Raw genomic sequence first — 26,749 nt, 5'->3', positions numbered from 1 at the left:
GGCCGCACATGACCTGGCTGATCACCGGCGGCGCCGGCTACATCGGGGCACATGTCGTACGGGCGATGGCCGAGGCGGGCGAACGGACGGTGGTGTACGACGACCTGTCCACCGGCCTCGCCGAGCGCGTGCCCGACGGAGTCCCCCTGGTGGCGGGGTCGACGCTGGACGGAGACCGGCTGGCGCGCGCCCTCGCCGAGCACTCCGTCACCGGTGTCGTGCATCTCGCGGCGAAGAAGCAGGTGGGCGAGTCGGTGGACCACCCGCTGGAGTACTACCGGGAGAACGTGGAGGGTCTGCGGGTCCTGCTGGAGGCGGTGACGGCGGCGGAGGTGCCCTCGTTCGTGTTCTCGTCCTCCGCGGCCGTGTACGGCATGCCGGACGTCGACCTGGTGCGGGAGGAGACGCCGTGCGTGCCCCTGTCGCCGTACGGCGAGACGAAGCTGGCGGGTGAGTGGCTGGTCCGCGCCACCGGCCGGGCGACCGGGCTGTCCACGGCCTCGCTCCGCTACTTCAACGTGGCCGGCGCGGCCGCCCCGGAACTGGCCGACGAGGGCGTCTCCAACCTCATCCCGATGGTGTTCGAGAAGCTCACGGAGAACCTGGCCCCGCGCATCTTCGGCGACGACTACCCGACCCCGGACGGCACCTGCGTGCGGGACTACATCCACGTGGTGGACCTGGCCGAGGCCCATGTGATTGTGGCCCGCGCCCTGCAGTCCTCGGCCGGCCACGATCTGACCCTCAACATCGGCCGCGGGGAAGGGGTTTCGGTCCGGGAGATGATCGACCGCATCAACGCGGTCACCGGCTACCACCGTCCCCCGACCGTCAGCCCGCGCCGCCCCGGCGATCCGGCCCGGGTCGTCGCCTCCGCCGACCGTATCGCCGTTGAGCTGGGCTGGGAGGCCAAGCACGACGTCGAGGACATGATCACCTCGGCGTGGGAGGGCTGGGTCCGCACACATCCGGAGGCGGCGCGCGCCTGACCGTAACCGGAGGGCCTTAGTCTGCCCGGATGACCGAGTCTCCGCGCATCGAACGCGCCATCGGCGCAGTGATCGGCTCCGCGGTCGGCGACGCCCTGGGCGCGCCCTTCGAGTTCGGCCCCGAGGGGGCCTTCTCCGCACGCTTCCCGAAACCGGGACAGGGCGGCGAGATGTGCGGTGGCGGCGGCTGGGACCCCGGCGAGGCGACCGACGACACGCAGATGGCCGTGCTGGTCGCCGAATCCCTGCTGGAGTGCGGCGGGCTCCGACTGCCCGACCTGTTCCGGCGGTTCCAGCGGTGGGCGGCCGCCGAGCCCAAGGACATCGGGCTGCAGACCGAGGCGGTGCTGGGCAGCGGCGACCCGTGGGACATGGCGGCCGCGCTGCACTTCCAGAGCAGTCAGCGCGGCGCAGGAAACGGAGCGCTGATGCGGGCCGCGCCCTCCGCCGTGCACTTCGCGAGCCTCGGGCGGGACGGCACCATGGACGCCGCCCGGCGCATCTCCGCCCTCACGCACGGGGACCGGGCGGCATGGGAGGGGACCGCGCTCTTCCACGAGCTGGTGCGGGTCGGCCTGGACGGCGGCGACCCGCTGGACGCCGTACCGGAGGCGCTGCGGCAGGTCCACCCCGATCACCGGGTCCGGTACGCGGACGTCCTCGCACCCGACTGGCACCCCGACCTGGCCACGGAGTTCAACGGCGCCGTCTGGCCCTGCCTGGGCTCCGCCGTCTGGGCCCTGCGGACCACGTCCACCTACGAGGAGGCGATACGCACGGCCGTCGACCTCGGCGGCGACACGGACACCGTGGCGGCCGTCACCGGGGGCCTGGCCGGCGCGGTATACGGCATCGACGCCGTCCCGACCCGCTGGACGGAAACCGTGCACGTCCCACTCCCGGGCTTCGGGGGGCGGGTACTACGGGCAGAGGAACTTGCGGAACTGGCACGACGCCTGAGCCAGTAGCTGCGGGTAGTCGCGCCTCCCCCAAGCTCTTCGAGCAGGGGGACCCCCAGGCGGCACGGGTGGGCGATGGGGTCCCCCCTGCTCGAGCGAAGCCGAGAGCTTGGGGGAGGCACCCCGCAAGCGCCGGGCTGCGCGACCCGCTCCCGCCCAACAGCAGCCCCGGGCACCAAGACAACGCCGCCCAGCCTCACAACGCCTTGAGCGCCGCCGCAGTGGCCCGCGCCAGCGCCTCCAGATACCCCTTCGGCAGCTTCGGACTGCGGATGACGACCGACCGCCAGTACAGCGGCCCGGAGATCAGATCGAGCGCCAGCTCCTCATCGACACCCCGGCGAAGCTCACCCCGCTGCTCGGCCGCCGCAATGATCTTGCTGGCCACCCCCTCCTGTCCGTCGCGCAGCGCCTTCTGCATGGCCTCGGCGATCTCGGGGTTGCGGGCCGCCTCGGCCTGGAGGTCCGGGATGATCTGCGAGGCGACGGGATGACGCAGCGCGCGGGACGTCACCTCGTACAGCAGCCGCAGGTCGCCCTCCAGGGAGCCCGTGTCCGGGACGGGCAGGCCCAGCACCGCGAGCGCCGACACCACGTCGAGAACCAGGTGCAGCTTGGACTTCCAGCGCCGGTAGACGGCGGTCTTGCCGACGCCCGCGCGGCGCGCGATGCCCTCGATGGACATCCGGGCGTAGCCGACGGACGCGAGCTCCTCGAAGACGGCCGCCCGGATGGCCTCGGTCACGTCCTCCCTGAGCACGGCCGCCCCGGCGGGGGTCCGTCGGCGCGGGCGCGTCTGCGGCTCGTCGGCGTTCGTCGTCATGGCGTCAAGCATAGGGCGTTACGACGAAACGGTTGCGTTCCGACGTCGATTGGGCCTACGCTCCCGTTGCGACGATACGGTCCCGTCCCGACGTAAGAAAACGTGAAGAGACGCGTAAGGAAACACCGGGGGACGGACCCGCCGGCCGGACGCACGCACCCCCACTCCCCCCGAGCGAAAGCAGCGGATGTGAGCCAGGTCCTCGACACACCGCCCCCGACACCGGCCCCGGCCGACGACCTCGCGGCGCTCGCCGCGCGCCACGGGCTCTCGGTCAGCGGCGCGCGCCCCACCCTGCCCGAGTACGTCCGGCAGCTGTGGGAACGGCGCCACTTCATCACCGCCTTCGCCACCGCCAAGCTCACCGCGCAGTACAGCCAGGCGAAGCTCGGCCAGCTGTGGCAGGTCATGAACCCGCTGCTGAACGCGGCGGTGTACTACTTCATCTTCGGTGTCCTGCTGGGCACCAAGCACGGTGTGCCGGACTACGTCCCGTTCCTGGTGACGGGCGTGTTCATCTGGACCTTCACCCAGAGCTCGATCCTGGCGGGCACCCGGGCCATCTCCGGCAACCTCGGCCTGGTGCGGGCGCTGCACTTCCCGCGGGCCGCGCTGCCGATCTCGTTCTGTCTCCAGCAGCTCCAGCAGCTGCTGTTCTCGATGGCGGCACTGATCGTCATCCTGCTCTGCTTCGGCGTGCCCGTCGCCGCCTCCTGGCTGCTGGCGCTCCCGGCGCTGGTCCTGCAGTTCACATTCAACGCCGGCGTCTCGATGATCATGGCCCGGATGGGCGCGAAGACCCCGGACATCGCCCAGCTGATGCCGTTCATCCTACGGACCTGGATGTATGTCTCCGGCGTCATGTGGAGCATCGACAAGCTGACGAAGAAGGACCATCTGCCGCACCTGCTGACGGTCGCCCTGGAGACCAATCCGGCCGCCGTCTACATCGACCTCATGCGATACGCGCTGATCGACAGCTTCCATGCCGGCCAGCTGCCCCCGCACGTGTGGGCGGCGGCGTTCGGCTGGGCCCTGCTCGCCGGGGTCGGCGGCTTCATCTACTTCTGGAAGGCTGAGGAGACGTACGGCCGTGGCTGACAACGTGAACGACCGCATTCCCGGGAGCGGAATCCCGACCGTCGTCGTCGACAACGTCGACATCGTCTACCGGGTCAACGGCACCGGCGCCGGACGCGGCTCCGCGACGGCCGCCCTGAACCGGATGCTGCGCCGCAAGCAAGCGGAGAAGGCGGCGGGTGTGCGCAAGGTGCACGCGGTCAAGAAGGTCTCCTTCGTCGCGTACAAGGGCGAGGCGATCGGTCTGATCGGCACCAACGGCTCCGGCAAGTCGACGCTGCTGAAGGCGGTCGCGGGGCTCCTCCCGGTGGAGAACGGCCACATCTACACCGACGGCCAGCCCTCCCTCCTCGGCGTCAACGCGGCCCTGATGGGCGATCTGACCGGCGAGCGCAACGTCTTCCTCGGCGGTCTGGCCATGGGCATGTCCCGGGAGGAGATCAAGTCCCGCTACCAGGACATCGTCGACTTCTCCGGCATCAACGAGAAGGGCGACTTCATCACCCTCCCGATGCGGACGTACTCCTCCGGCATGGGCGCCCGGCTGCGCTTCTCGATCGCGGCCGCCAAGGACCACGACGTCCTGCTGATCGACGAGGCTCTCGCCACCGGTGACCGCTCCTTCCAGAGGCGCTCGGAGGAACGGATCCGCGAGCTGCGCAAGCACGCGGGCACGGTGTTCCTGGTCAGCCACAACAACAAGTCGATCCGGGACACCTGCGACCGGGTGCTGTGGCTGGAGCGCGGCGAGCTGCGCATGGACGGGCCGACGGAGGACGTCCTCAAGGAGTACGAGGCGTTCACCGGCGACAAGGGGCCCAAGAAGGCGCCGCCGAAGCAGGCGGCTCAGCCGAAACCGGCGGCGGAGAAGGTCCCTCTCCCTTCCTGAGCCCCTCCACCGGCGCAAGAACTTTTATCCCTTTCATCCGCTCAATGACACTATGGCGGGAAAGGTGCGGCCGGAGACGACGAGGCGAAGGAGTCCACTGCGATGCCCGAACTCAGCGTCGTCGTCCACGGCCCGAACACCCAGGACCGGCTGACCGCACTGCTCGACTCGCTCGACGCCCGGCCCCTCCCGGACGCCGAGGTGATCGTGGTCGCGGTCGGCGACTGGGCCAGGGAGACGGCCGAGGGGCACGCCCCGGAGACGGTGGTGCTGCCCCTGCCGGACGGGACGGGCGACGGGGCGGCCCGGGCCGCGGGAGCCGCGCGGGCCACCGGCCGCTGGCTGCACTTCGTCCACGCCAAGGACGGCCTGCCGGCCGGCGCCGTCCGCATGATCGCCGAGCGCGCTGCGGAACTGCCCGACACGGTGGACGTCCTGCTCTTCGACCATGTCGCCACCACCTGGCAGACGTCCGGCACGGCATCCGGCGACGGCCGCGTCCTGGCCCGCGCGGGCCGCGCCGGCCTCGCCCTCGACGACGCGGCCGACCTGCTGCGCACCACCCCGCTCCTCGGCAACCGCGCCCTGCGCACGGAGTTCTGGCGGGCGCACGAGCGGCGACTCGGCCGCGACGACGAGCAGTACGTCGCGTACGCCACCCTCCTGGACGCGGGCCGGGTCGCCTGTCTCAACCAAGTCGCCTACGAGGACCGCCGGTTGCGCCCGGAGAGCCTCCCGCCGCTCACACCCGAGCAGCACTACGCGCTCATCGAGCGGTACGAGACCCTCCTGCCCCGGGTCAAGGAGCGTCCCGCCGCGCGCGCCGTCCTCTACGACGTCATGGTCCGCGACCTGCTGCGCACCTTCACCCGTGCGGACATGCCCGACCCGGTGGCCCGGGAGTTCTTCCGCCGCTCCTCCCTGGCCGCGGTCCGCTGGCGGCCCGAGGGCCACCGCCACCCGGCAGGCGTCGAAGGCATCCGCCGCGTCCTCCTCGAAGAGGGCGCCTACACCAAGTACCGCGCCTTCCAGGCCGCCAACCGCACCCGCCGGGCGGCAAGGTCGGCGCTGCGGACGCGCAAGCGGCGGCTGGGCGCGAAGCTCCGCGACCACCGGTACCGCCGGGCACTGGACCGCCCGGTCGACCCCGACCTGGCCGTCTTCTCCGCCTACTGGGACCGTGGGGTCGCCTGCAACCCGGCCGCGATCGCCGCCAAGCTCGCCGAACTCGCCCCGCGGATCCACCCGGTGTGGGTGGTGACCCGGGACAACGCGCCGCTCCTGCCGCCCGGCACGGACCATGTGATCCCCGGCACCCGCCGCTACTGGGAGGTGCTGGCCACCGCCAAGTACCTGACGAGCAACGTCAACTTCCCCAACACGGTGGTCAAACGCCCCGACGCGATCCATATCCAGACCCACCACGGCACCCCCCTCAAACGGATGGGCCTGGACCAGATGCAGCACCCGGCCGCCGCCAAGGGCATGGACTTCGCCGCGCTGCTGGCCCGCATCGACAAGTGGGACTACAGCGTCTCCGCCAACAGCCACTCCACCCGCATGTGGGAGCGCGCCTATCCCTCCCGGTACGTCTCGCTGGACCACGGCTATCCGCGCAACGACGTCTTCTACTCCGCCACCGCGTCCGACATCCGCGCGATCCGCGCCCGCCTGGGCATCGCCCCCGGCGCGACGGCCGTCCTCTACGCCCCCACCCACCGGGACTACGAGGCCGGCTGGACCCCCCGCCTCGACCTGGCCGCACTCGCGGACCGCCTGGGCGAGAACACCGTCCTGCTGGTCCGCGGCCACTACTTCTACGGCGGCGCAGCCTCCCCCCTGGCCGGTCTGCGCCGCACGGGCAGGGTCGTGGACGTCTCGTCGTACGACCCGGTCGAGGAGCTGTCCCTGGCCGCCGACGCCCTGATCACGGACTACTCGTCGATCATGTTCGACTACGCCAACCTCGACCGCCCGATCGTCATCTACGCCGACGACTGGGAGACGTACGCGACGACCCGCGGTGTCTACTTCGATCTGATGTCCGAGGCACCGGGGCAGGTGGCCCGCACCCAGGAGGAACTGGCGGAGATCTTCACCTCCGGCGCCTGGCGCGACGAGACCGCGACCAAGGCGCGGGCGGTGTTCCGGCGCCGGTTCTGCGAGTACGACGACGGGCGCGCCGCCGAACGCGTCGTACGACGGGTCTTCCTCGGGGAGAGCGAGGAGTCGCTGCCACCGGTCGTCTCGGTGGAACAACGCACACCGGCACCGACCCCCGAGGAGGCCACCTCATGACCCCCGACGTCACGGTGACGGTGATCGTCCACAACGACGCGGCACGCCTGCCCAGGGCGGTCGCCTCGGTACACCGCCAGACGCATCGCAACCTGGAGATCGTCATCAGCGACGACCACTCCACGGACGAAACCCCGTCGGTGGCCCGGGAGCTGGCGGCCCAGGACCCCCGCATCCGCTGTATCCGTCTGCCGGAGAACAGCGGCGGCTGCAGCGCCCCGCGCAACCGGGCCCTGGAGATCGCCCGGGCGCCGTATCTGATGTTCCTGGACAGCGACGACGAGCTGCCGGCGAACGCCGTCGAACTGCTCCTGGCCGCGCACCGCGAGCGCGAGGTCGACTTCACGATGGGCGCGGTACGGCGCATACGGGTGGACAGCGGCCACCGCTCGACCTGGATGCCACACCTGGTGTCCGCGCGCCGGACGCTCGAGGGCATAGCGGCGGACCCGCGGCTCCTCTTCGAGCACCTGTCGACGAGCAAGATGTACGCACGGGCCTTCCTGGACCGCCACGACCTGCGCTTCCCGGAAGGCATCCACTACGAGGACCAGCTGTTCTCGGCACAGGCGTACTGCCTGGCGCGGGCGTTCACGATCATCCCGGAGCCCGTGTACATCTGGTACATAGCCCCGTACGCGACCGGGGACACCGCGTCGATCTCCAACCAGCGGCACAAGCTGAGCAATGTCGGCGACCGCGTCCATGTCCAGCGCCTGATCGACGACTTCCTGGCCGGGAGCGGGCACGCGTCGCTGCGCGAGGACAAGGACTACAAGTTCCTCAAGCACGACTTCCGGATGTACGCCGGGGACCTGCCCCACCGGGACGAGGAGTGGCTGCGGTCCTTCGCCGGGATCGTGACGCCGTACCTCGACACCCTGACACCGGCCGCGTACGCCCGCCTGCCCCGCCCGGAACGGGTGGTCCTGCAACTGGTCCGCGACGGCCGCCTGCCCGAGGCACAGCTGGCGGCGCGCGGTCTGGGCCACGGGGTGGCACCGAGGCGGGTGACGACGGACGGGGCGGACGGCGGCACGTACTGGGGCGACCGGATCCCGGCCTCGGCCGAGGCCCGCCGCGAACTGGACGTGACGGACCTGGAGCTGGACACCCGCCCCTTCCCGAGCGCCCAGTTCCGCCACGAGATCACCGGCATCACGCGCGGCCCGGGCGCCTCGCTGGACCTCGCGATCCGCAGCTACGACCCCGGTCTGCGCCTTCCGCCGGGCCCGCACCGCGCAAGCATCCTGCTGGCCACGGGCCGGCGCCGGCTCACAGTGCCCTTCCGGCTGACGCCCGTCCACCCCGGCGTCTTCGAGGGCCGGGCCCGTCTGGACCTGTCGGCGGCCCCCGTCCCGCTCCACGGCTTCGCCGGCACCCGTCACCCGTTGCTCCGCATCGAACACCACGGCCTGGCGCACACGGGCCTCCTCCTGGCCCCGCTGGACTTCCCCTCCCTGACCGCGCGCATCGACTACCACTCCGGTGCGGCCCCGCACCGAATCACCGTCGAGCCCGAGGGCCGCGGCCCCGGCCGCCTCCAGATCCGCTGGTGCCCGGTGGGGGTGACGGCACGGGTGATCCGGCCGGTCGTACGGCGGGTGGCGCGGCCGCGGGTGCGGCGCGTGGTGCGGCTGGTGGCTAGCGCGCTGAGGTGACGCGGGCAGGTGGCCTCCCGGCTCGGGTGACGCGGGCCGGCGGCCTCCCGGCTCAGTGCCGTACCGCGTACAGCACCTGGCCGCCCGGCCCCTGGGCCACCGCCCGCAGCCCCGTGTCCCGAAGGGCGTTCCCGGTGTCCACCACCCACCGCACCCCGTACTCCCGTGCGATCCGCTGCCGCTCGCTCTGTGGCGTCCCCGCAGCGAAGTAGCGCCGGACCGCGGCAGTGCGCCGCCCCTCGTCCGGCAGGAAGACATCGGGATAGCCGGGAGCGACGGTGTACGGCCCGTAGGCGGGGATCTGCCGGGCCGGGAACGTCCGGGCCATGACGACGTCCCCGTACTTCACCCACGGCGTGATCCAGCGGTACCCGGCCCACGGAGCCCGGTACTCGGCCGCGACCACGCGCGGCAACGTGCTCTTCGGCACGACGTACCCCACCGTCCCGACCTGCGTCCACGCCCCCACGGCCAGCGCGGCGGCCAGCACACCCGCCCACCCGGTCCGTACCGCCCGCGTGCGCCCTTGCACCGGCAACACCTCCAGCGCGGCGGCGAGCTGAGCCGGGATCAGCGCGGCGGGCAGCGCACGCCCCCACGAGTAGTGGCCGCTCACCCCGCCCAGGACGAACACGGCCGCTCCCAGCACGAAGAAGATCACCAGGGGATCCCGGCGGTCCCTCCGCCACCGCAGCACCAGCGCGGCCACTCCGAGCAGCACCAGCCCGAACCGTCCGGGCAGCTGCCGGTACAGCGACCGGTGGATGGCCTCAAGGTCCGCACCGGCCGAGAAGAGCGAGAAGAAGGCGTAGTACGGCCATGCCCACAGCACCACCAGTCCCAGTGCCACCCCGGCACCCAGCCGCAACAGCGCCTGCCGGTCCGGTCGCGCCACGGCCACGGTGGCGAGGGCGCCCAGCGAGGCCACGACCCCGGAGAACTGGTGGACCAGCAGGATCACCGCCCACAGCACGCCGAGTCCCAGCCACGCCGCCCAGCCCGCGCCGGTGCGCAGCGCCCCCGTCAGCCATGCCCACAGATGGAAGGAGAGTCCGAGCGCGAACACGCTCGGGTACGACACCGTCAGCGCGAGGGAGTTCAGCCCGAGGAAGCCGCTCCAGTTGAACAGCACCGGCCCCCACAGGAACAGCAGGCACAGGAGGGCGAGCGCGGGCGCGGCCCGATGCGCGCTCAGCGTCCGGACGTACCGCCACACCCCCGTGACGAGCAGTGTCAGCCCGGCGACCGCGCCGATGCGCAGCACCACGAACACCGACAGTCCGGTGATCCGGGCGATGCCGCCGAGCACCAGCATCCACGGCGAGTAGTACGGGCTCGGGGTGTCCGCGTCGACGAGCGGATTGCCGGGGTGCAGGAGGCTGTGCCGCAGGCGTTCCACGGTAGCCGCGTGCATGCCGAGATCGCCCGCCCAGGGGAGGCGGACGATCACCAGGAGCAGCAGGACCAGGACGAGCGCGGCGGCGGCCTGCGGGAGCGCTCTGCCGACGGGCGCCGCGGTGCTACGCGACTCGGCGCGCATCCTGCTGGAAGACCCAGGTGCGGTAGACGAGGAAACGGAACGCGGAGGCGAGGACGATCGACAGCGCCTTGACCATGTTCGACTCCAAAGGCCCGTGCAGGCCGAGGCCGTGATATCCGGCGTAGAACAGACCGCTTTCCATGACGACACCAAGGCCACTGAAAACGAAGAACAGTACGATTTGCCGCCGGGTTCGGGAAGCCCGGTCACGGTAAGCAAAAAAGCGGAAGCCCACATAATTCGTGGCCATGGCAATACAGCTCGCCAGCACCGTGGCGACCATCGCCCGCCAGCCCAGGCCGTGCAGCAGCAGATTGAACACCAGGAAATTGACGAGCACGCCACTGCCGCCGACGACCCCGAATTTCACCACTTCGAGGACGACTCGGGCGACCGGCCGGGCATCCGGGGCGGGGGCCGGCGCGGTCACTGCCGGACGGGTCTCGGTTAGGTTCACTGTCACGCGGCAGACCTTATCCGAAACACCACGATTAGCAGGAAACGGTAAATTCGTCGCCCGGTTTGCCCTAAGCGACGGCAAGAAGAGAACGTGACGGGCGCACGAAAACGGGGGCGCCCCGGGCCATGACGGCCCGGGGCGCCCCTGTCCAGGTATCGCCTACGAATGCGTGCGCAGCAGCGTCCGCATCGTCCGCATGGCCACCGACAGGTTGGCCAGGTCGAAGGAGTCCGAGCTGCGGATCTCCTCCAGGGTGGTGCGCGCCCGGCTCAGGATCGCGCCGTTCTTCTGCTCCCAGGCCTTGAAGCGCTGCTCGGGAGTCGAGCTGCCGTTGCCGACGGCGAGGACGTCCGCGGTGAGCGCCGCGTGGGCCGCGTACAGGTCCTCGCGGATGGAGGCGCGGGCCATGGACTGCCAGCGGTCGGCACGGGGCAGCTCGATGATGCGGTCCATGAGCTGGGTGATGCCGAGGCGGTCGGCGATGTCGTAGTAGACCTCGGCGACCTCCAGCGGCTCGGTGCCCGTGCGGTCGGCCACCGAGACGATGTCCAGCGCCGGGAAGGCGGAGGAGAAACCGGCCACGCGCGTCGCCAGCTCGTCCGGCACACCGGCGCCGGACAGCTCGTCGTACACGTGCTGGTACCACTCCAGGTCCGCGCCGCGCAGCAGCTTCGGCATCTGCTGCCAGACCTGCTCGACCCGCTCCGAGAAGAAGTCGACGGTCTCGGCGAGCGCCAGCGGCTGCGGCCGGTTGTTGAGCAGCCAGCGCGTGCCGCGCTCGACCAGACGGCGCGAGTGCAGCCGGATCCGGGTCTGGACGGCGGCCTCGACCTTGTTGTCCAGGCCCTCGACCGCGTCCCACACGGGCGCCGAGCGGAAGATCGTGCGGGCCACGGTCTGGGCGCGGACGATCTCCTCCAGCGACGCGCCGGTCTCCTCGCGCAGCCGGTGCAGGTACGTCGTACCGCCCGTGTTGACCGTGTCGTTGACCAGGACGGTGGTCGTGATCTCACGACGCAGGGGGTGGCTGTCGACCCCGTCGGCGAACCGCTCGCGCAGCGCCGTCGGGAAGTACGCGTGCAGCAGAGTGCGCAGATACGGGTCGTCCGGCAGCGAGGTGTGCAGCAGCTCGTCGGCGACCGTGATCTTCGTGTACGCCAGCAGGACGGCGGTCTCCGGGCTGGTCAGGCCCAGCCCCAGGTTGAGCCGCTCGCGGATCTGCCGGTCGGTGGGCAGGAACTCCAGGGCCCGGTCGAGGTGGCCCTCGCGCACCAGGTGGCGGATGAACCGCTGCTGGGCGTGGAGCATGTCCTTGGACTGGGCCAGCGCGTTGGCGATCGCCACGTTCTGCGCGTAGTTGTTGCGCAGCACCAGGGCGCCGACCTCGTCGGTCATCTCGGCGAGCAGCTTGTTGCGCTGCTTCACCGTCATGTCGCCGTCCGTGACCAGACCGTTGAGCAGGATCTTGATGTTCACCTCGTGGTCGGAGGTGTCCACACCGGCGCTGTTGTCGATCGCGTCGGTGTTGATCTTGCCGCCGTGCGTCGCGAACTCGATGCGGCCCAGCTGGGTCAGACCCAGGTTGCCGCCCTCGCCGACGACCTTGACCCGCAGGTCCTTGCCGTCGACGCGGATCGCGTCGTTGGCCTTGTCACCGACATCGGCGTTGGACTCGGTGGAGGCCTTGACGTACGTACCGATGCCGCCGTTCCACAGCAAGTCCACCGGTGCCTTGAGGATCGCCTTCATCAGATCGGCCGGGGTCACCTTGGTGGCGCTCATCTCGATGCCGAGGGCCTCGCGGATGTGCGAGTTGACCGGGATCGACTTGGCGCTGCGCGGGAAGATCCCGCCGCCCGCCGAGAGCAGCTCGGTGTTGTAGTCGGCCCAGCTGGAGCGGGGCAGCTCGAACAGACGGCGGCGCTCGGCGTAGGAGGTGGCCGCGTCCGGGGTCGGGTCGATGAAGATGTGCCGGTGGTCGAAGGCGGCGACCACGCGGATGTGCTCGCTCAGCAGCATGCCGTTGCCGAACACGTCACCGGACATGTCGCCGATGCCGACGACCGTGAAGTCCTCGGTCTGCGTGTCGACGTCGAGCTCGCGGAAGTGCCGCTTGACGGACTCCCACGCGCCGCGGGCGGTGATGCCCATGCCCTTGTGGTCGTAGCCCGCGGAGCCGCCGGAGGCGAAGGCGTCGCCGAGCCAGAAGTTGTACGACTGCGCGACCTCGTTGGCGATGTCCGAGAACGTCGCCGTGCCCTTGTCGGCCGCGACCACCAGGTAGGTGTCGTCCTCGTCGTGCCGGACGACGTCCGCCGGGGGCACGACCTCGCCGGCCACCATGTTGTCGGTGATGTCGAGCAGCGCCGAGATGAAGGTCTTGTAGCTGGCGATGCCCTCGGCCAGCCACGCGTCCCGGTCCACGCTCGGGTCCGGCAGCTGCTTGGCGACGAAGCCGCCCTTGGCACCGACCGGCACGATGACGGTGTTCTTCACCATCTGCGCCTTGACCAGGCCGAGGATCTCGGTACGGAAGTCCTCACGCCGGTCGGACCAGCGCAGACCGCCTCGCGCGACCTTGCCGAAGCGCAGGTGCACACCCTCGACGCGCGGCGAGTACACCCAGATCTCGTACGCCGGGCGCGGCGCCGGAAGGTCGGGGATCGCCTGCGGGTCGAACTTCATCGACACATAGTCGTGCGGCTTGCCGCCCCGCGACTCCTGGAAGAAGTTCGTGCGCAGCGTCGCCTTGATGACGGTGAGGAACGAGCGCAGGATGCGGTCCTCGTCGAGGCTCGCCACCTGGTCGAGGGCGGCGTCGAGTTCTTCGAGGAGCGCGTCGACGATCTCCAGCCCGGCGCGCTGGCGGTCCGGGGACATCCGCGCCTCGAAGAGGGAGACGAGGAGCCGGGTGGTGTGGACGTTGGTTCGGAGGGTGTCCTCCATGTAGTCCTGGCTGAAGGTGGAGCCGGCCTGCCGCAGGTACTTGGCGTACGCGCGCAGCACCGTCGCCTGCCGCCAGGTCAGCCCGGCGCCCAGCACGAGGGCGTTGAAGCCGTCGTTCTCCGCCTTGCCGGTCCAGGTCGCCTCGAAGGCCTCCTGGAAGCGCTCGCGGCCGTCGTCGCCGAGGTAGTCGCCGTTGCCGCCACCCAGCGACTTGGGGATGCGCAGGCCGAAGTCGTAGATCCAGGCGGTCGTCCGGTCCGCGCAGCGCAGCTCGTACGGCCGCTCGTCGATCACCTCGACGCCGAGCCGGCTGAGGACCGGCAGCACGGCGGACAGGGAGATCGCGGCGCCCTTGCGGTAGATCTTGAAACGGCGCTCGTCGGGGGCGGCACCCACCGGCTCGTACAGGCTGAACGAGAAGTCGTTGCCCTGCGCCTCGCTGATCCGCTCCAGGTGGACGAGGTCGGCGACCGCGGCACGCGGGGTGTGGTCGGCCTTGTAGCCCTCGGGGAAGGCGTTGTTGTAGCGGCGCAGCAGCTCGGCGGCGCGCTCCTCGCCCAGCTCGGCGTTGAGCGCCTCGGCGAATCCGTCGGCCCAGGAGCGGGCCGCCTCGACGAGTCGCGCTTCGATGCGCTCCTTGTCGCCGTCGCTGAGCTGGGGCAGCTCGGTGCCCTGCGGGACGCGGATGACGAAGTGCAGCCGGGAGAGGATCGACTCGGTGTTCCAGGCGGTGAAGTCGACGCTGGTGCCGCCGAGCTCCTCCTTCAGGATGTCGATGATCCGCAGCCGGACGCCGGTGGTGTAGCGGTCGCGGGGCAGATAGACGAGGGCGGAGTAGTAGCGGCCGTACTCGTCCTGGCGCAGGTAGAGGCGCAGCCGCCGCCGCTCCTGCAGATACAGGACGGAGGTGGCGATGGCGCGCAGCTCGTCGGCGGGCGTCTGGAAGAGCTCGTCGCGCGGGTAGGTCTCCAGGATCTGCAGCAGGTCGCGTCCGTCGTGGCTGCTGGGCAGGAACCCGGCGCCCTTCAGCACCTCGTCGACCTTGCGCCGGATGACCGGCACGCGGCGGACCGACTCGGTGTAGGCGGCGGAGGAGAACAGGCCCAGGAAGCGGCGCTCCCCGATGACGTTCCCGTCCTTGTCGAACTTCTTCACTCCGACGTAGTCGAGGTACGACGGCCGGTGCACGGTGGCACGGCTGTTGGCCTTGGTCAGGACAAGGAGCTTGTGCTCGCGGGCCTTGGCGCGGGCGTCGGCCGGGAGCCGCTCGAAGGAGGGGCTGACGGGGTGGCTCTCGTCGGTCGCGTGGTGCGGGTCGGAGCGCAGTATGCCGAGCCCGGTGCCCGGCACCGCCGCCAGCGAGTCGTCCTCGCGCAGCTGGTACTCGCGGAATCCGAGGAAGGTGAAGTGGTCGGCGGACAGCCAGCGCAGCAGCTCGCGGGCCTCTTCGACCTCGGCGGCGGGGAGGTCGGCGGGGAAGGCCTCGCCGTCGAGCCCCTCGGCGATGCGCAGCGCCGCGTCCCGCATCTTCTCCCAGTCCTCGACGGCCTCACGGGCGTCGGACAGGACACGCAGCAGATCGGCGGTGATCTGCTTCAGGTCGGCGCGGTCGGTCTCACGGTCGATCTCGACGTGGATCCAGGACTCCACGTGCGCGTCGTGCGGGAGGTCGCCGCCGGCCTGCGGGGCGGGCAGCACCTCGATGAGCTTGCCGGTGAGGTCGCGCCGGACGACGATCTGCGGGTGGATGACGACGTGGATGCCGCGGCCCTGTCGGGTCAGCTCGTTCGTCACGGAGTCGACGAGGAAGGGCATGTCGTCGGTGACGACCTCGACGACGGTGTGGCTGCAGGTCCACCCGTTCTCTTCGACGGTCGGGGTGTGGACCCGCACATTGGCCGTGCCCTGGGGACGGCTCTCGGCGAGACGGTAGTGCGAGACCGCGGCTCCGAAGACATCGACCGGGTCGCGGTCGGAGAGGTCTTCTGGGGCGGTGTGCAGGTAGTAACGCTGGAGGAACGCGAGCACGGATGCCTGGTCCGGGGTGCCCGGAGTGCCCTCGCTCGTCGTCCCAGTCGGTAGGTGCCCCCCGACCGGGCTGTTCTCAGCTACCCGGGCGGCCCGTTCGAGCAGCTCGGCCTTGGCTTCGTCCAGCTTGGTCTGCATTGTCCTCTGGCTCCTGTCGCGCGCCGTTGCGTGACGTAGAAGGAAGTACGGTCCCTTCCCCTGCGGCTCGACGCCACGGCCCGGGGTGTCCGGTCCGTTCCGACGCTATGCCGCAAGGTGAGATGAGCGGGGGGTATTCAGCCATTCTCGACGCGCCCACCGGATGTGACGCTGCTCTCCGCGACGCCCTAGCCGGGGGTGAGTGTGGCGCCTCGGGGGCACTTGCGCCCCCGTCCCGCCCGGGAAGACCAGCGATCGCCGCCCGGTCACGGATGTCGTCCGTGTTCACCGGGCGCAAGGCAGGGGCGACGGTGCCCCCGCGAGCTATCGCGCTGATCACGCCACAAGGCTATCGCTCATTACCCGGGGCCCGTCATGAGCCGTATGTGTACAAAACCAGGGGTCGAAGTTTGACGTTCTGCACAGGGGCGGAGACGCCGCGGGAGGCGTATCCGCGCCGTCGGTGACCGGAGCGACGGGCGTGGCTGCCGGGGTGACCTGGGCAACCGCGCGATGACGGTGGGGCGGCCGGGCACGGGTCGGGTGGGACCGGGGTCCAGCCGGTGTGGTGGGGGCGGTCCAGTGGTGGTGCGGCGGAAGTCCAGCGGGGGCCGAGGCCGGCTGTACGACTCAGGCCGCCAGGCGCTCCGCCTCCGCCACAGCCTCCGCCAGGCTGTCCACCACCGGCACCCCTGCCTCTTCGAGGCTGGCCCGGCCGTGCGACCCCCCGGTGTACAGCACGGCCTGCGCGCCCACGTAGCGCGCGGCCACCGCGTCGTCGGCGGCGTCCCCGATCACCACCGTTCGCGAGGGCTCCACCCCGGTCAACGCCTCCAGGTGCCGGACCATGTGCTCGGCCTTGCTGCCCCCGGACGGTCCGACCCGGCCCTCGACGCGTATGAAGTGCGCCTCGATCCCGAACCCCCGCACCAGTGGCACGAGTTCCTCGTGCACATACATGCTCAGCAGCGACTGACTGTGCCCCGACGACCGCCAGCCCGTCAGCAGCTCGACCGCGCCCTCGGTGAGCGCGCAGCGGAGCCGGTGCTCGGCGTAGTACCGGTGGAAGACGTCGTCCATGGCCTCCCACTCGGCCCGGGTCGGCAGCCGCCCCATCAGCCGCTCGTAGAACCTGGGCACCGGCACGCAGTACAGCGTCCGGTACTGCTCCAGCGTGATCGGCTCCAGGCCGAGCTCGGCCGATGCCGCGTTCGTCGCGCCGATGATCGCGTCATTGTCGTGGAACAGCGTCCCGTTCCAGTCCCAGACGATGTGCGCGCCTGTGTGCTTCCCCATGCGCTTCCCCATGCCCAAAAACGTACCCGCCGCCACTGACAATCATGAATGCCCGCAGGTCAGAGGCGCCTGGGGCGTATGAGGCAAGGGACGTCAGACGAGCCCGACCAGGTTGGGGATCTCCTGGGTCGCGAACCACAGCAGCTCGTGGTCCTCGGCCTCGTCCACCACGAACTGGGCGTCGTCGTCCCCGCCGTCCGCCGCCTCCAGCGCCTGCGCCGCGGCGGCCACGTCCTGCTCCGCGTCGTCCGCGTCGACGTGCACCGCGGCCGCCTTGGCCAGCCGCACCGCCCCGGCCACCCGTACCTCGCCCAGCGCCGCCGGCTCCAGCGCGCGGTCCGGGTCCGCCGACGCCGCCGAGTCGGCCACATCGACGGCGACCACGACCCGGCGCCGGGCCGCCTCGGGGTCCGCCGCCAGCAGCCGCAGCGAGGCCACTGCGGCCCGGCTCAGCGCCGCGTACTCGAGTTCCTCGATGTCGTCCGAGAGGTACCACTCGCGCAGCGCGGGCGTGACGGCGTACGCGACGAACGGACCGGCCCCGAGCTCGCCCGTCTTGTACGCCTCGGCGAGACCGGGGAGGGTCAGGGGGACGTAGACGCGCATGGCTGGCCGCTCTTTCGTGGTCGGAGGCTCCGCTCGAGACCCCCGGGAAGGGCGGTCCCGCGTCTCCCGGAGGGCCTTCAGGATACGTGTGGGCGTCCCCTTTCGGGTCCCTGCCCGCGCCCCCGGACGCGTCCACCCGGCGCCCCGGGACTCACCCGGTGCCGCCCCGTACCCGCCGGGTTCCGCACCCTCGCGACCACTCGGATAGGTGAACCCTGCGGCCCCCCGACGCGGGCTCCGGCTTCCTTGCCGCCGCCGTCGGCGCCCCCGTACAAGATCCCCACGAGCAAGTTACCGCCCGGTATCCGCCGGGCCCGCCGAACGGGGACCTCCATGAACAAGGTCATGACCAGGACAGCCAAGCCCCGCCCGGGCACCCGCCCACCGAGTCGCCGCGACCCCCGCCGCCCCGGCGGTGCGGCCCCCAGGACACCGGTCAGCGGGGCCGCACGCGGCCCCCGGACTCCGGGGACGACCGATACGGCCCCGGCCACCGGGACGGGCCGTACGACGCCAGGCACAGCGCCCGGACCCGTCAGGGCTCCCCGGCCCACCGACCTCTTCGCCGACCGCCTGCTCGCCGTCCTGAGCGGCCAGCGCCCCGTCCACTGGATGCTCCGGCACACCGCCGGCCGCGCCTACGACGAACTCGCCCGCCTCGCCGAACGCGGCCCCCTGCGCACCCGCGGGGCCCGCCCCGTCGTCCGCGACATCGGGTACTACGTCCCGCGGACCGGCGCCATCGAGGCCTTCGCCCGCATCGGCGCCGGCGACCGGGTCCGCGCCATGGCCTTCCGCCTGGAACAGGGCCCCGACCTTCGCTGGCGCTGCACCGCGGTGGAACTGGGCGGCCCGCGCACCCCACGGACGGACGACGACTAGGCGCAGCCGGCACCGGACGGGTGGCACAGCCGGCACGTAACGACGGGCGCAGTCGGCACCTGACGACCAGCGCAGCAGCCGGCGCAAACGGCGAAGGGCCGGGCACCCGACGGGTGACCCGGCCCTTTCAGGACGCCACGACCATGACGGCCGCGTGCAACGTCACTTCTTGCGGCGACGGCCGCCCTTGGCCTGCTTGCGGCGCTCCGCGCGCGTGAGGCCGTCCGCCTCGGAGCGCACCGGCTCGTCGTCGTCATAGGTGAAGTCGCCCTCGACGAGGCCGCCCTCACCGTCCACGGTCGCGGCGGAGAAGTGCAGGCCGCGCCGCTGCGGTGCGTCCAGGCCCTTGGCACGGATCTCCGGGCGGGAGCCCGCCTGGGCAGGCACCGCGTCCTGGACGCCCTCGGCCACCGGCTGGGCGTCCTCGACCGGGACCTCCTCGACCTGCTGCTCGACCTGGACCTCCAGGTTGAACAGGTAGCCGACGGACTCCTCCTTGATGCCGTCCATCATCGCGCCGAACATGTCGAAGCCCTCGCGCTGGTACTCGACCAGCGGGTCCTTCTGGGCCATCGCGCGCAGGCCGATGCCCTCCTGGAGGTAGTCCATCTCGTAGAGGTGCTCGCGCCACTTGCGGTCCAGGACCGACAGCACGACCCGGCGCTCCAGCTCACGCATGATCTCGGAGCCGAGCTGCGACTCGCGCGCCTCGTACTGCTCGTGGATGTCGTCCTTGATCGACTCGGAGATGAACTCCGCGGTCAGACCGGCACGGTCACCGGCCGCATCCTCCAACTCGTCGATGGTGACCTTCACCGGGTAGAGCTGCTTGAACGCGCCCCACAGCCGGTCGAGGTCCCAGTCCTCCGGGAAGCCCTCGGCGGTCTCGGCGCCGATGTAGGCGTCGATCGTGTCGTCCATGAAGTGGTGCACCTGCTCCTGCAGGTCCTCGCCCTCCAGGACGCGGCGGCGCTCGCCGTAGATGACCTCGCGCTGGCGGTTGAGGACCTCGTCGTACTTCAGGACGTTCTTACGGGTCTCGAAGTTCTGCTGCTCGACCTGCGACTGGGCGGAGGCGATCGCGCGGGTGACCATCTTGTTCTCGATCGGCACGTCGTCCGGCACGTTCGCCATGGACATCACACGCTCGACCATCTGGGCCTTGAACAGCCGCATCAGATCGTCGCCGAGGGAGAGGTAGAAGCGGGACTCGCCCGGGTCGCCCTGACGGCCGGAACGACCGCGGAGCTGGTTGTCGATACGGCGCGACTCGTGCCGCTCGGTGCCCAGCACGTAGAGGCCGCCGCTCTCCTCGACCTCGTCCTTCTCGGCCTTGACCGCCAGCTCCGCACGTTCCAGGGCGGCGGGCAGGGCGTGGGCCCACTCCTCGATGTGCTCCTCGGGGTCGAGGCCGCGCTGGCGCAGCTCCGCCTCGGCGAGGTCCTCGGGGTTGCCGCCGAGCTTGATGTCCGTACCACGGCCGGCCATGTTCGTGGCGACCGTGACGGCGCCCTTGCGGCCGGCCTGGGCGACGATCTGCGCCTCGCGCTCGTGGTGCTTGGCGTTGAGCACCTCGTGCTGGATGCCGCGCTTGCTGAGCTGCTGCGAGAGGTACTCGGACTTCTCGACCGAGGTGGTGCCGACCAGGATCGGCTGGCCCTTCTCGTGCTTCTCGGCGATGTCGTCGACGACGGCCTCGAACTTGGCGACCTCGGTGCGGTAGATCAGGTCCGACTGGTCCTTGCGGATCATCGGCTTGTTCGTCGGGATCGGGACCACGCCGAGCTTGTAGATCTGGTGGAACTCGGCGGCCTCGGTCATCGCCGTACCGGTCATGCCGGAGAGCTTCTTGTAGAGGCGGAAGAAGTTCTGCAGGGTGATCGTGGCGAGCGTCTGGTTCTCGTCCTTGATGTCCACCCCTTCCTTCGCCTCGATCGCCTGGTGCATGCCCTCGTTGTAGCGGCGGCCGGCGAGGATACGGCCGGTGTGCTCGTCGACGATCATGACCTCGCCGTCGATGACGACGTAGTCCTTGTCCTTCTTGAAGAGCTCCTTGGCCTTGATGGCGTTGTTCAGGTAGCCCACCAGCGGGGTGTTCACCGACTCGTAGAGGTTGTCGATGCCCAGCCAGTCCTCGACCTTGGAGACGCCGTTCTCGTGGATGGCGACGGTGCGCTTCTTCTCGTCGACGTCGTAGTCGCCGGTCTCCTCGATGCCCTTGAGCGGGTTGCCCGCCTCGCCCCTCTTCAGGCGCGTGACCAGCTTGGCGAAGTCGCCGTACCACTTGGTGGCCTGGTCGGCCGGGCCGGAGATGATCAGCGGCGTACGGGCCTCGTCGACCAGGATGGAGTCGACCTCGTCGACGATGGCGAAGTTGTGGCCGCGCTGGACGAGCTCGTCCTTGGACCACGCCATGTTGTCGCGGAGGTAGTCGAAGCCGAACTCGTTGTTCGTGCCGTACGTGATGTCGCACTCGTACTGCTCGCGGCGCTGGGCCGGCGTCATGTTGGCCAGGATGCAGCCGACGGTCAGGCCCAGGAACTTGTGGACGCGGCCCATCATCTCGGAGTCGCGCTCGGCCAGGTAGTCGTTGACCGTGATGAGGTGGACGCCGTCTCCGGAGAGGGCGTTCAGATAAGCGGGGAGGGTGCCGACGAGGGTCTTGCCCTCACCGGTCTTCATCTCGGCGACATAGCCGAGGTGGAGGGCGGCGCCACCCATCATCTGCACGTCGTAGTGCCGCTGGCCGAGGACGCGCTTGGCGGCCTCGCGGACGGTGGCGAACGCCTCGGGGAGCAGGTCGTCCAGGCTCTCACCATCTGCGTACCGCTGCTTGTACTCATCGGTGAGGGCCCGCAGCTCGGCGTCGGAGAGGTCGACGAAGTCCTCTTCGATGGAGTTGACCTGGTCCGCGATGCGGTGCAGCTTGCGCAGGATCTTGCCTTCGCCTGCACGCATGATCTTCGAGAGGACGGACACGGGGGCTGGTCTCCTTGCCGGTCGGGCCTGGGACGGTCGGTTTCCATTTCACGTACTGAGCAACGGCCATCGTATGCGAGGACCCGGGCACGCCGGGAGGCCTGGCGGTCCGACGGCCGTCCACGGTTGTTCTGCCGCTGGCTTTCACAGGGGACAACGGGCGGGATGCGCGGATAGTGCCGCGTCGCTCCGGGGAATTGCGCGAAATGTGATCGCGCGTTCACACACGGCACAAAGGCGTGTCGGCGACCCGGGGATTGGCGCCGTTCCGGATGCCCGAGCAGAATCGGCCGATGGACCCCGTCACGCTCGCCACCAGCCGTCTTCTGCTGCGCGCCCCCGGCCCGCAGGACGCCGAGGCGGTGTACGCCGCCGCCCAGGACCCCGACGTCCAGCGGTGGATCTCCCAGTTCCCCTCGCCCTACCTCCGGGAGCACGCGCGCGGCTTCACCGAGCAGGTGGTGCCCGGCGGCTGGGCGGACAACGCGATGTTCACCTTCGGCCTCTTCCTCCCCGAAGGGGAGCTCGCCGGCATGCTCGCCCTCACCATGCGCGCCCTGGGGGTCGGCGAGATCGGCTACTGGGCGGCCAAGGAGCACCGCGGCAACGGTTATGTGACCGAGGCCACCCTCGCCGCCTCCCGTTGGGCCTTCACCCAGCTGTGCATCGACCGCGTGGAGTGGCGCGCGGAGGTCGGCAACCGAGCGTCCCGCGCGGTGGCGGAACGCGCCGGCTTCACCGTCGAGGGCATTCTGCGCTCCGCCACCAACAACAAGGGGGTGCGCAGGGACTGCTGGGTGGGCTCGCTGCTCCCGTCGGACCTGGGCCTGCCTTCGACGGCCCCGTATCTGCCCGCGCCGGCGCATCTGTCGTAGCACCGGCCCGGGAACCCGCAGCTCAGCCCGCGTTGTCAGTCCCGCCGTCTATCGTCCCTACCCATGACGACCCTCCCGCGCCCCGCCACCGAACTCTCCGCGGACGAGGCCCGCCGCATCGCCCTGCGGGCCCAGGGTTTCCTCGGCACGCCCGACCGCCGGGCCGGCGTCCGGGGCGTCCTGCGTCATCTCGGCGCGGTCCAGCTCGACACCATCTCGGTCCTCGCCCGCTCCCACGAGCTCATTCCGTACGCCCGCCTGGGCGCCGTGGGCCGCAGGACGGTGGAGGCCGCCTACTGGACGCCCGCGTCCACGGGCACGCTTCCGGCCCGGCCGCACGCCTTCGAGTACTGGTCGCACGCGGCGTGCATACTCCCCGTCGAGGAGTGGCCGCACTTCGCGTTCCGCCGCCGCGCCTACCGCAACCGCCCGCACTGGAACCATGAGCTCCCCGACGGCGCCTACGACCAGGTCGTCAAGCAACTCCGCACCGAAGGCCCGCTCACCGCCACGGAGTTGGGCGGCGCCAAGCGCACCAGCGAGTGGTGGGACTGGTCCGGCACGAAGGTCGCGGTCGAGCGCGCGCTGATGTACGGGGAGGTGGTCTGCGTGGAGCGCCGCGGCTGGAAGCGGGTGTACGACCTCGCCGAGCGCGCGATTCCGGACGCCCTGCTGCACGACGAACTCGACGACACCGAGTGCGTGCGCCGACTGGTCCGCCTGGCGGGCGAGTCCCTCGGCATCGGCACGCGCGCGGACATCGCCGACTACCACCGCCTCAAGGGGGAGCAGGTCGACGCGGTGATCGCGGACTCGGGTCTGGTCCCGGTCACGGTGGCGGGCTGGGGCAAGCCCGCCTGGGCGGACCCCGCGGCGCTGGAGACCCCTCCGCGCGGCCGCCACCGCACCACGCTGCTGTCCCCGTTCGACTCGCTGATCTGGGAACGGGCGCGCACGGAGCGGATCTTCGGCTTCACCCACCGGCTGGAGGCCTATGTGCCGAAGCCGAAGCGGGTGTACGGCTACTTCGCGATGCCGGTCCTGTCCGGCGGCCGTCTCGTCGGCCGTGTCGACCCGGCGCGCGAGGGCCGCACCCTGGTGGCCCGGCAGGCCACCCTGGACGGCACGAAGGCGGTCCCGGCCGTGGCCCAGGCCCTGGTCGAGGCGGCGAGCTGGGTGGACTGCACGGACGTACGCGTGGAACGGGTGGACGCACCGGAACTGCGCGAGCCCCTCACGAAGGAACTAGCCCGGCTCCTCACCTGATCCGTGCCGGCCGGTCGCCCGCCCCTATCGGATTTCAAGAATCTTTTCCCGCATCGCGTACACCACCGCCTCCATCCTGGAGTGCAGTTGCAGCTTCTCCAGGATGTTGCGGACGTGGTTCTTCACGGTGTTCTCGGAGATGAACAACTCCTTCGCGATGTCACGGTTGTTCATTCCCGTCGCGACCAGCTTGAGAACCTCCAGCTCACGGTCCGTCAGCCGGGGTGCGGGCACGAGCCTGCGCTCGTCCGTCCGCTGGATCATCGACTTGAACTCGGTGAGCAGTTTCGAGGCCATCGAGGGGCTGATCTGCGACTGCCCGTCGGCGACCGCGCGAATGGCGGTGGCCACCTCGTCCGTCGAGATCTCCTTGAGGAGATAGCCGGTCGCGCCCGCCTTGATCGCGTCGTAGAGGTCGGCCTCCTCGTCGCTGATCGTCAGCATGATGATCTTGGCGCTGGGGGCGACCTCCTTGATGGAGGTGCATGCCTCGATCCCGCCGCGCTTGGGCATCCGTACGTCCATCAGGACGATGTCGGGCAGCAGGTCGGCCGCCTTGTCCACGGCCTCGGCGCCGTCGCCCGCCTCGCCGACGACCTGGATGTCCTCCTCGGCGGCGAGCACGATCTCCAGGCCGCGGCGGAAGAGGGCGTGGTCGTCCACGACAAGGACTCTGATCGGCTCCTTGCGTGGAGTGCCCGCGTCCGGGCCCATGCCGACGACGCCGTCGTCGGCATCCCCGTTCTGCATCGGTCCGAAGCTGTCCGCCATCGTTCCTCCCCCTGAAGGCTGTGGCCTGTGGTCCTGTGCCATCGCCAACCCAAGGCAACGGCCCACCGGTTGGGCCGGTGCGGCCATGATTTCATGCCCGGCCGACACTGCGCCGACAGAGCGGGGCGCGAAGTGGTCGCACGCCGGTGCCCCTGGGGGCGCACACGCGCTCCAGGGGCACCGGCTCAGCCTGTGGCCGGGCGGGTCAGCCGCCCAGTGTGCCGCCTGCCGCGGGAGGTTGCGCCTGGGCGACCATCGGGTCCGTGCTGAGGTGGATGACACCGTAGTCGTAGGCGTGCCGCCGGTAGACGACGCTCGGTTCCTTCGTCTCGGAGTCGACGAACAGATAGAAGTCGTGTCCGACCAGCTCCATCTCGTAGAGGGCCTGGTCGAGGGTCATCGGGGAGGCGACGTGGGTCTTCTCGCGGACGATGAGGGGGCCTTCGCCCTTCACTTCCAGCGAGCCGATCTTCTTGGTGGGCACTCCGTCGCTGTCTTCCTCGTGGACGGGGCGGCCGTTCCCGTTGAGCGTTGCCGCGCCCGGGACGTGGTCGGGAACCTCCGCGGCCGAGATTCGGCGTGCGCCGCGCCGCGAGAAACGCTTGTCGTGCTGCTTGCGCAGCCGGGCGTCCAGCTTTTCCGCCGCCAGGTCGAGTGCCGCATACGGGTCGCTGGCCGCTGCCTCCGCCCGGATCACCGGACCGCGGGAGCGGAGCGTGATCTCCACTCGGTCGCACCGGTCGGCCTGCCGGGGGTTGGGCTCCTTGGACACCTCCACGTCGAGGCTGATCACCTTGCCATCGAGCTTCTGGATCTTCTCCAGCTTCAGCTTCTCGGCCACGTGCTTGCGGAACCGCTCGGGCACCTCGGTCTTGCGGCCCTTGACGACGATGTCCACGCAGAACTCCGTTCCCGGATCGCTCCGCTCCAGCGGCGGAGCATCTCCCTTTTGCACCAGGCTCCGGTCAGTCCGGAACCTCGGACTCGGTGACTTCCACCTCCTCCTCCCCCATGGGCAAGATCTCCACCCCAGCGCCGCGAGTGATTGCGGAAAACCCGCAGCACGGCATTCTGATATGAGAGGGATGGCCTGCAGCTTTCCCTCACAACCGAACATATCTCGCCCGGACGGATGTCGTCACCCTCTACTGCCGCGTACCTCCATTCAGGTGAATTGGCCCTCTCACTACCTGCAACGATGCAACTTCGCAGTCAGTTCCGGTTTATTTCGAAGGAATCCGGCGGGGCTGCGACCACAGCCGCGCAGATCGACTGCCCGACGGCGTTCGCGCCTGCCATTCCCACCGCGCCGTGACTCCGCTTCGTCCTCTGTTCCCTTGATCCAGCCGCCTGTTCCTCCCTTCCTTCCCGAGTTGCACGCGCGTACACGGCCGTTGTTCCGCCATTGCGGTCGACCGCCTCCCGGACGGCTCGCGCCGCCTCCGTCAGGGAGGCACCCGTCGTCATCAGGTCGTCGACGAGCACGACCCGGCCGCCGAGGAGCGGCCGTGCGCCGCCCGCGGCCACCTCCAGGGCGCCCGCGAGATTGCGCAGTCGCTGCCGGGAGTTGAGCCCCGACTGGTCGGCCACGGCACGCCGCTGCCGCAGTACCGCCGCCACCCGGGCCGGCGTCCCGCCGCGTCGCAGCTCGCCGGCGGCCGCGAGCGCGATCCGCCGTACCGGATCGTGCCCCCGGGCCCGCACGGCCCATCGCGCGGACGGCACCGGCACGAGCAGCACAGGCACGTCACCCTGCCCGACCGGTACGCCGCTGTCCCACAACGACACGACCTGCACCCGGCGTGCCCCCGCAAGAACACCCTGTGCCGAACCGTCGCGCTCCGCCTGATTTCCCGCCGGACCATCGCCGCCCTCCGAGGGGATGCCGCAGTGCCCTGTCAGCAGCCCGGCGCGCCCCGTCAGCGCCCTGCCGGCCCCCGCTCCGGCATCCTGGAGCCCCGCTCGCACAGCTCCCGCCAGAGCCGCGCCCAGGGGGCCTGCGAGTGCCAGGGCGCCCCGTTCCTTGTGGGCGAGGAGCACCGCCCGAACGGCGTCCGCGTACGGCGCCGCCGCATGCACCGCCGGCAGCCCGGGCGGCTCGGGCACCGGTCGCACCCGGCACGGTGCGTCCCCGCTCAGGGCGGCACGGCACTCCTGACAGAGCACCGTGCGAGGCATCCCACAGCCTCCGCACTCGGCCGGCAGCACCAGGTCCGTGAGGTCCTGCCACCACCCCCGCATGCCCATCACTGTGCCAACACCC

General features: G+C 70.6%; 19 protein-coding genes. 9 read left to right on the top strand and 10 right to left on the bottom strand.

Going from position 1 to position 26,749, the window contains the following annotated elements; translation table 11 throughout:
* Window positions 1–8: 8 nt before the first annotated feature.
* Window positions 9–989 carry a UDP-glucose 4-epimerase GalE gene (galE, locus tag ACZ4EG_RS00145; protein WP_453557100.1) on the top strand — a complete coding sequence of 327 codons (981 nt, stop codon included), beginning with the start codon at window positions 9–11 and terminating at the stop codon, window positions 987–989.
* A 29-nt stretch (window positions 990–1,018) separates the two neighbouring features.
* Window positions 1,019–1,957, top strand: coding sequence for an ADP-ribosylglycohydrolase family protein (locus ACZ4EG_RS00140; protein ID WP_467788971.1), 939 nt, complete (start codon window positions 1,019–1,021; stop codon window positions 1,955–1,957).
* Between the two features lie 187 nt (window positions 1,958–2,144).
* Here the strand turns inward: ACZ4EG_RS00140 and ACZ4EG_RS00135 are convergent, their stop codons facing one another.
* A complete protein-coding gene (locus tag ACZ4EG_RS00135) occupies window positions 2,145–2,771 on the bottom strand; it encodes a TetR/AcrR family transcriptional regulator (RefSeq protein ID WP_467788970.1) in 627 nt (208 codons plus the stop codon).
* 189 nt (window positions 2,772–2,960) lie between these two features.
* On the opposite strand from ACZ4EG_RS00135, the gene ACZ4EG_RS00130 reads away from it, so the two are divergent.
* The 4 genes from ACZ4EG_RS00130 to ACZ4EG_RS00115 all read left to right on the top strand — a co-directional run bounded on the left by ACZ4EG_RS00130 (window position 2,961) and on the right by ACZ4EG_RS00115 (window position 8,699).
* A complete protein-coding gene (locus tag ACZ4EG_RS00130) occupies window positions 2,961–3,872 on the top strand; it encodes an ABC transporter permease (RefSeq protein ID WP_453557094.1) in 912 nt (303 codons plus the stop codon).
* A complete protein-coding gene (locus ACZ4EG_RS00125) occupies window positions 3,865–4,740 on the top strand; it encodes an ABC transporter ATP-binding protein (RefSeq protein WP_453557093.1) in 876 nt (291 codons plus the stop codon). Before ACZ4EG_RS00130 ends, ACZ4EG_RS00125 begins: the two co-directional genes overlap by 8 nt.
* A 102-nt stretch (window positions 4,741–4,842) precedes the next feature.
* The gene (locus ACZ4EG_RS00120) at window positions 4,843–7,038 is read left to right on the top strand and encodes a CDP-glycerol glycerophosphotransferase family protein (protein WP_467788969.1); all 2,196 of its coding nucleotides are present in this window, start codon (window positions 4,843–4,845) and stop codon (window positions 7,036–7,038) included.
* The gene (locus tag ACZ4EG_RS00115; RefSeq protein WP_467788968.1) at window positions 7,035–8,699 is read left to right on the top strand and encodes a glycosyltransferase family 2 protein; all 1,665 of its coding nucleotides are present in this window, start codon (window positions 7,035–7,037) and stop codon (window positions 8,697–8,699) included. Before ACZ4EG_RS00120 ends, ACZ4EG_RS00115 begins: the two co-directional genes overlap by 4 nt.
* Before the next feature lie 52 nt (window positions 8,700–8,751).
* Here the strand turns inward: ACZ4EG_RS00115 and ACZ4EG_RS00110 are convergent, their stop codons facing one another.
* From ACZ4EG_RS00110 to ACZ4EG_RS00090, 5 genes are all read right to left on the bottom strand, one after another.
* Entirely contained in the window at window positions 8,752–10,239 is a 1,488-nt protein-coding gene (locus tag ACZ4EG_RS00110) for a hypothetical protein (protein WP_467788967.1), read from the bottom strand.
* Entirely contained in the window at window positions 10,220–10,702 is a 483-nt protein-coding gene (locus ACZ4EG_RS00105; RefSeq protein ID WP_467788966.1) for a GtrA family protein, read from the bottom strand. The genes ACZ4EG_RS00110 and ACZ4EG_RS00105 overlap by 20 nt, the downstream gene beginning before the upstream one ends.
* Before the next feature lie 156 nt (window positions 10,703–10,858).
* Window positions 10,859–15,811, bottom strand: a complete 4,953-nt coding sequence (locus tag ACZ4EG_RS00100; RefSeq protein WP_467788965.1) for an NAD-glutamate dehydrogenase — start codon at window positions 15,809–15,811, stop codon at window positions 10,859–10,861.
* Between the two features lie 630 nt (window positions 15,812–16,441).
* Entirely contained in the window at window positions 16,442–17,107 is a 666-nt protein-coding gene (locus tag ACZ4EG_RS00095) for an HAD family hydrolase (RefSeq protein WP_453557081.1), read from the bottom strand.
* A gap of 93 nt (window positions 17,108–17,200) precedes the next feature.
* On the bottom strand, window positions 17,201–17,713 hold the full coding sequence (locus ACZ4EG_RS00090; protein WP_467788964.1) for a DUF6912 family protein: 513 nt from the start codon (window positions 17,711–17,713) through the stop codon (window positions 17,201–17,203).
* 333 nt (window positions 17,714–18,046) lie between these two features.
* Here ACZ4EG_RS00090 and ACZ4EG_RS00085 point away from each other — a divergent pair, with 333 nt between their 5' ends.
* The gene (locus ACZ4EG_RS00085) at window positions 18,047–18,595 is read left to right on the top strand and encodes an Rv3235 family protein (RefSeq protein WP_467788963.1); all 549 of its coding nucleotides are present in this window, start codon (window positions 18,047–18,049) and stop codon (window positions 18,593–18,595) included.
* Between the two features lie 162 nt (window positions 18,596–18,757).
* Here the strand turns inward: ACZ4EG_RS00085 and secA are convergent, their stop codons facing one another.
* Window positions 18,758–21,574: a preprotein translocase subunit SecA gene (secA, locus tag ACZ4EG_RS00080; RefSeq protein WP_453557077.1), complete on the bottom strand. Its 2,817-nt coding sequence runs from the start codon at window positions 21,572–21,574 to the stop codon at window positions 18,758–18,760.
* A 293-nt stretch (window positions 21,575–21,867) separates the two neighbouring features.
* Here secA and ACZ4EG_RS00075 point away from each other — a divergent pair, with 293 nt between their 5' ends.
* Window positions 21,868–22,449 carry a GNAT family N-acetyltransferase gene (locus tag ACZ4EG_RS00075; RefSeq protein ID WP_453557075.1) on the top strand — a complete coding sequence of 194 codons (582 nt, stop codon included), beginning with the start codon at window positions 21,868–21,870 and terminating at the stop codon, window positions 22,447–22,449.
* 63 nt (window positions 22,450–22,512) lie between these two features.
* Window positions 22,513–23,715 (top strand): winged helix-turn-helix domain-containing protein, encoded by a 1,203-nt coding sequence (locus tag ACZ4EG_RS00070; RefSeq protein ID WP_467788962.1) that lies wholly within the window; start codon window positions 22,513–22,515, stop codon window positions 23,713–23,715.
* Window positions 23,716–23,739: 24 nt separating this feature from the next.
* Here ACZ4EG_RS00070 and ACZ4EG_RS00065 read toward each other — a convergent pair whose 3' ends face one another.
* From ACZ4EG_RS00065 to ACZ4EG_RS00055, 3 genes are all read right to left on the bottom strand, one after another.
* Window positions 23,740–24,486, bottom strand: a complete 747-nt coding sequence (locus tag ACZ4EG_RS00065) for a response regulator transcription factor (RefSeq protein WP_316753958.1) — start codon at window positions 24,484–24,486, stop codon at window positions 23,740–23,742.
* Window positions 24,487–24,691: 205 nt separating this feature from the next.
* Entirely contained in the window at window positions 24,692–25,384 is a 693-nt protein-coding gene (gene hpf, locus ACZ4EG_RS00060) for a ribosome hibernation-promoting factor, HPF/YfiA family (protein WP_467788961.1), read from the bottom strand.
* Between the two features lie 314 nt (window positions 25,385–25,698).
* Window positions 25,699–26,727 carry a ComF family protein gene (locus ACZ4EG_RS00055; protein ID WP_467788960.1) on the bottom strand — a complete coding sequence of 343 codons (1,029 nt, stop codon included), beginning with the start codon at window positions 26,725–26,727 and terminating at the stop codon, window positions 25,699–25,701.
* Window positions 26,728–26,749 lie beyond the last annotated feature (22 nt).

The sequence above is a fragment of the Streptomyces sp. NPDC025638 genome (assembly GCF_055558775.1).
The sequence above is the reverse complement of the archived record's forward strand: the minus strand, read 5'-3'. Positions and strand labels throughout refer to the sequence as shown.

Coding starts and splice junctions, on each gene's coding strand:
- galE (WP_453557100.1), top strand. CDS start 9: ATGACCTGGCTGATCACCGGCGGCGCCGGCTACATCGGGGCACATGTC.
- ACZ4EG_RS00140 (WP_467788971.1), top strand. CDS start 1,019: ATGACCGAGTCTCCGCGCATCGAACGCGCCATCGGCGCAGTGATCGGC.
- ACZ4EG_RS00135 (WP_467788970.1), bottom strand. CDS start 2,771: ATGACGACGAACGCCGACGAGCCGCAGACGCGCCCGCGCCGACGGACC.
- ACZ4EG_RS00120 (WP_467788969.1), top strand. CDS start 4,843: ATGCCCGAACTCAGCGTCGTCGTCCACGGCCCGAACACCCAGGACCGG.
- ACZ4EG_RS00115 (WP_467788968.1), top strand. CDS start 7,035: ATGACCCCCGACGTCACGGTGACGGTGATCGTCCACAACGACGCGGCA.
- ACZ4EG_RS00110 (WP_467788967.1), bottom strand. CDS start 10,239: ATGCGCGCCGAGTCGCGTAGCACCGCGGCGCCCGTCGGCAGAGCGCTC.
- ACZ4EG_RS00100 (WP_467788965.1), bottom strand. CDS start 15,811: ATGCAGACCAAGCTGGACGAAGCCAAGGCCGAGCTGCTCGAACGGGCC.
- ACZ4EG_RS00095 (WP_453557081.1), bottom strand. CDS start 17,107: ATGGGGAAGCACACAGGCGCGCACATCGTCTGGGACTGGAACGGGACG.
- ACZ4EG_RS00090 (WP_467788964.1), bottom strand. CDS start 17,713: ATGCGCGTCTACGTCCCCCTGACCCTCCCCGGTCTCGCCGAGGCGTAC.
- ACZ4EG_RS00085 (WP_467788963.1), top strand. CDS start 18,047: ATGAACAAGGTCATGACCAGGACAGCCAAGCCCCGCCCGGGCACCCGC.
- ACZ4EG_RS00075 (WP_453557075.1), top strand. CDS start 21,868: ATGGACCCCGTCACGCTCGCCACCAGCCGTCTTCTGCTGCGCGCCCCC.
- ACZ4EG_RS00070 (WP_467788962.1), top strand. CDS start 22,513: ATGACGACCCTCCCGCGCCCCGCCACCGAACTCTCCGCGGACGAGGCC.
- ACZ4EG_RS00065 (WP_316753958.1), bottom strand. CDS start 24,486: ATGGCGGACAGCTTCGGACCGATGCAGAACGGGGATGCCGACGACGGC.
- ACZ4EG_RS00055 (WP_467788960.1), bottom strand. CDS start 26,727: ATGCGGGGGTGGTGGCAGGACCTCACGGACCTGGTGCTGCCGGCCGAG.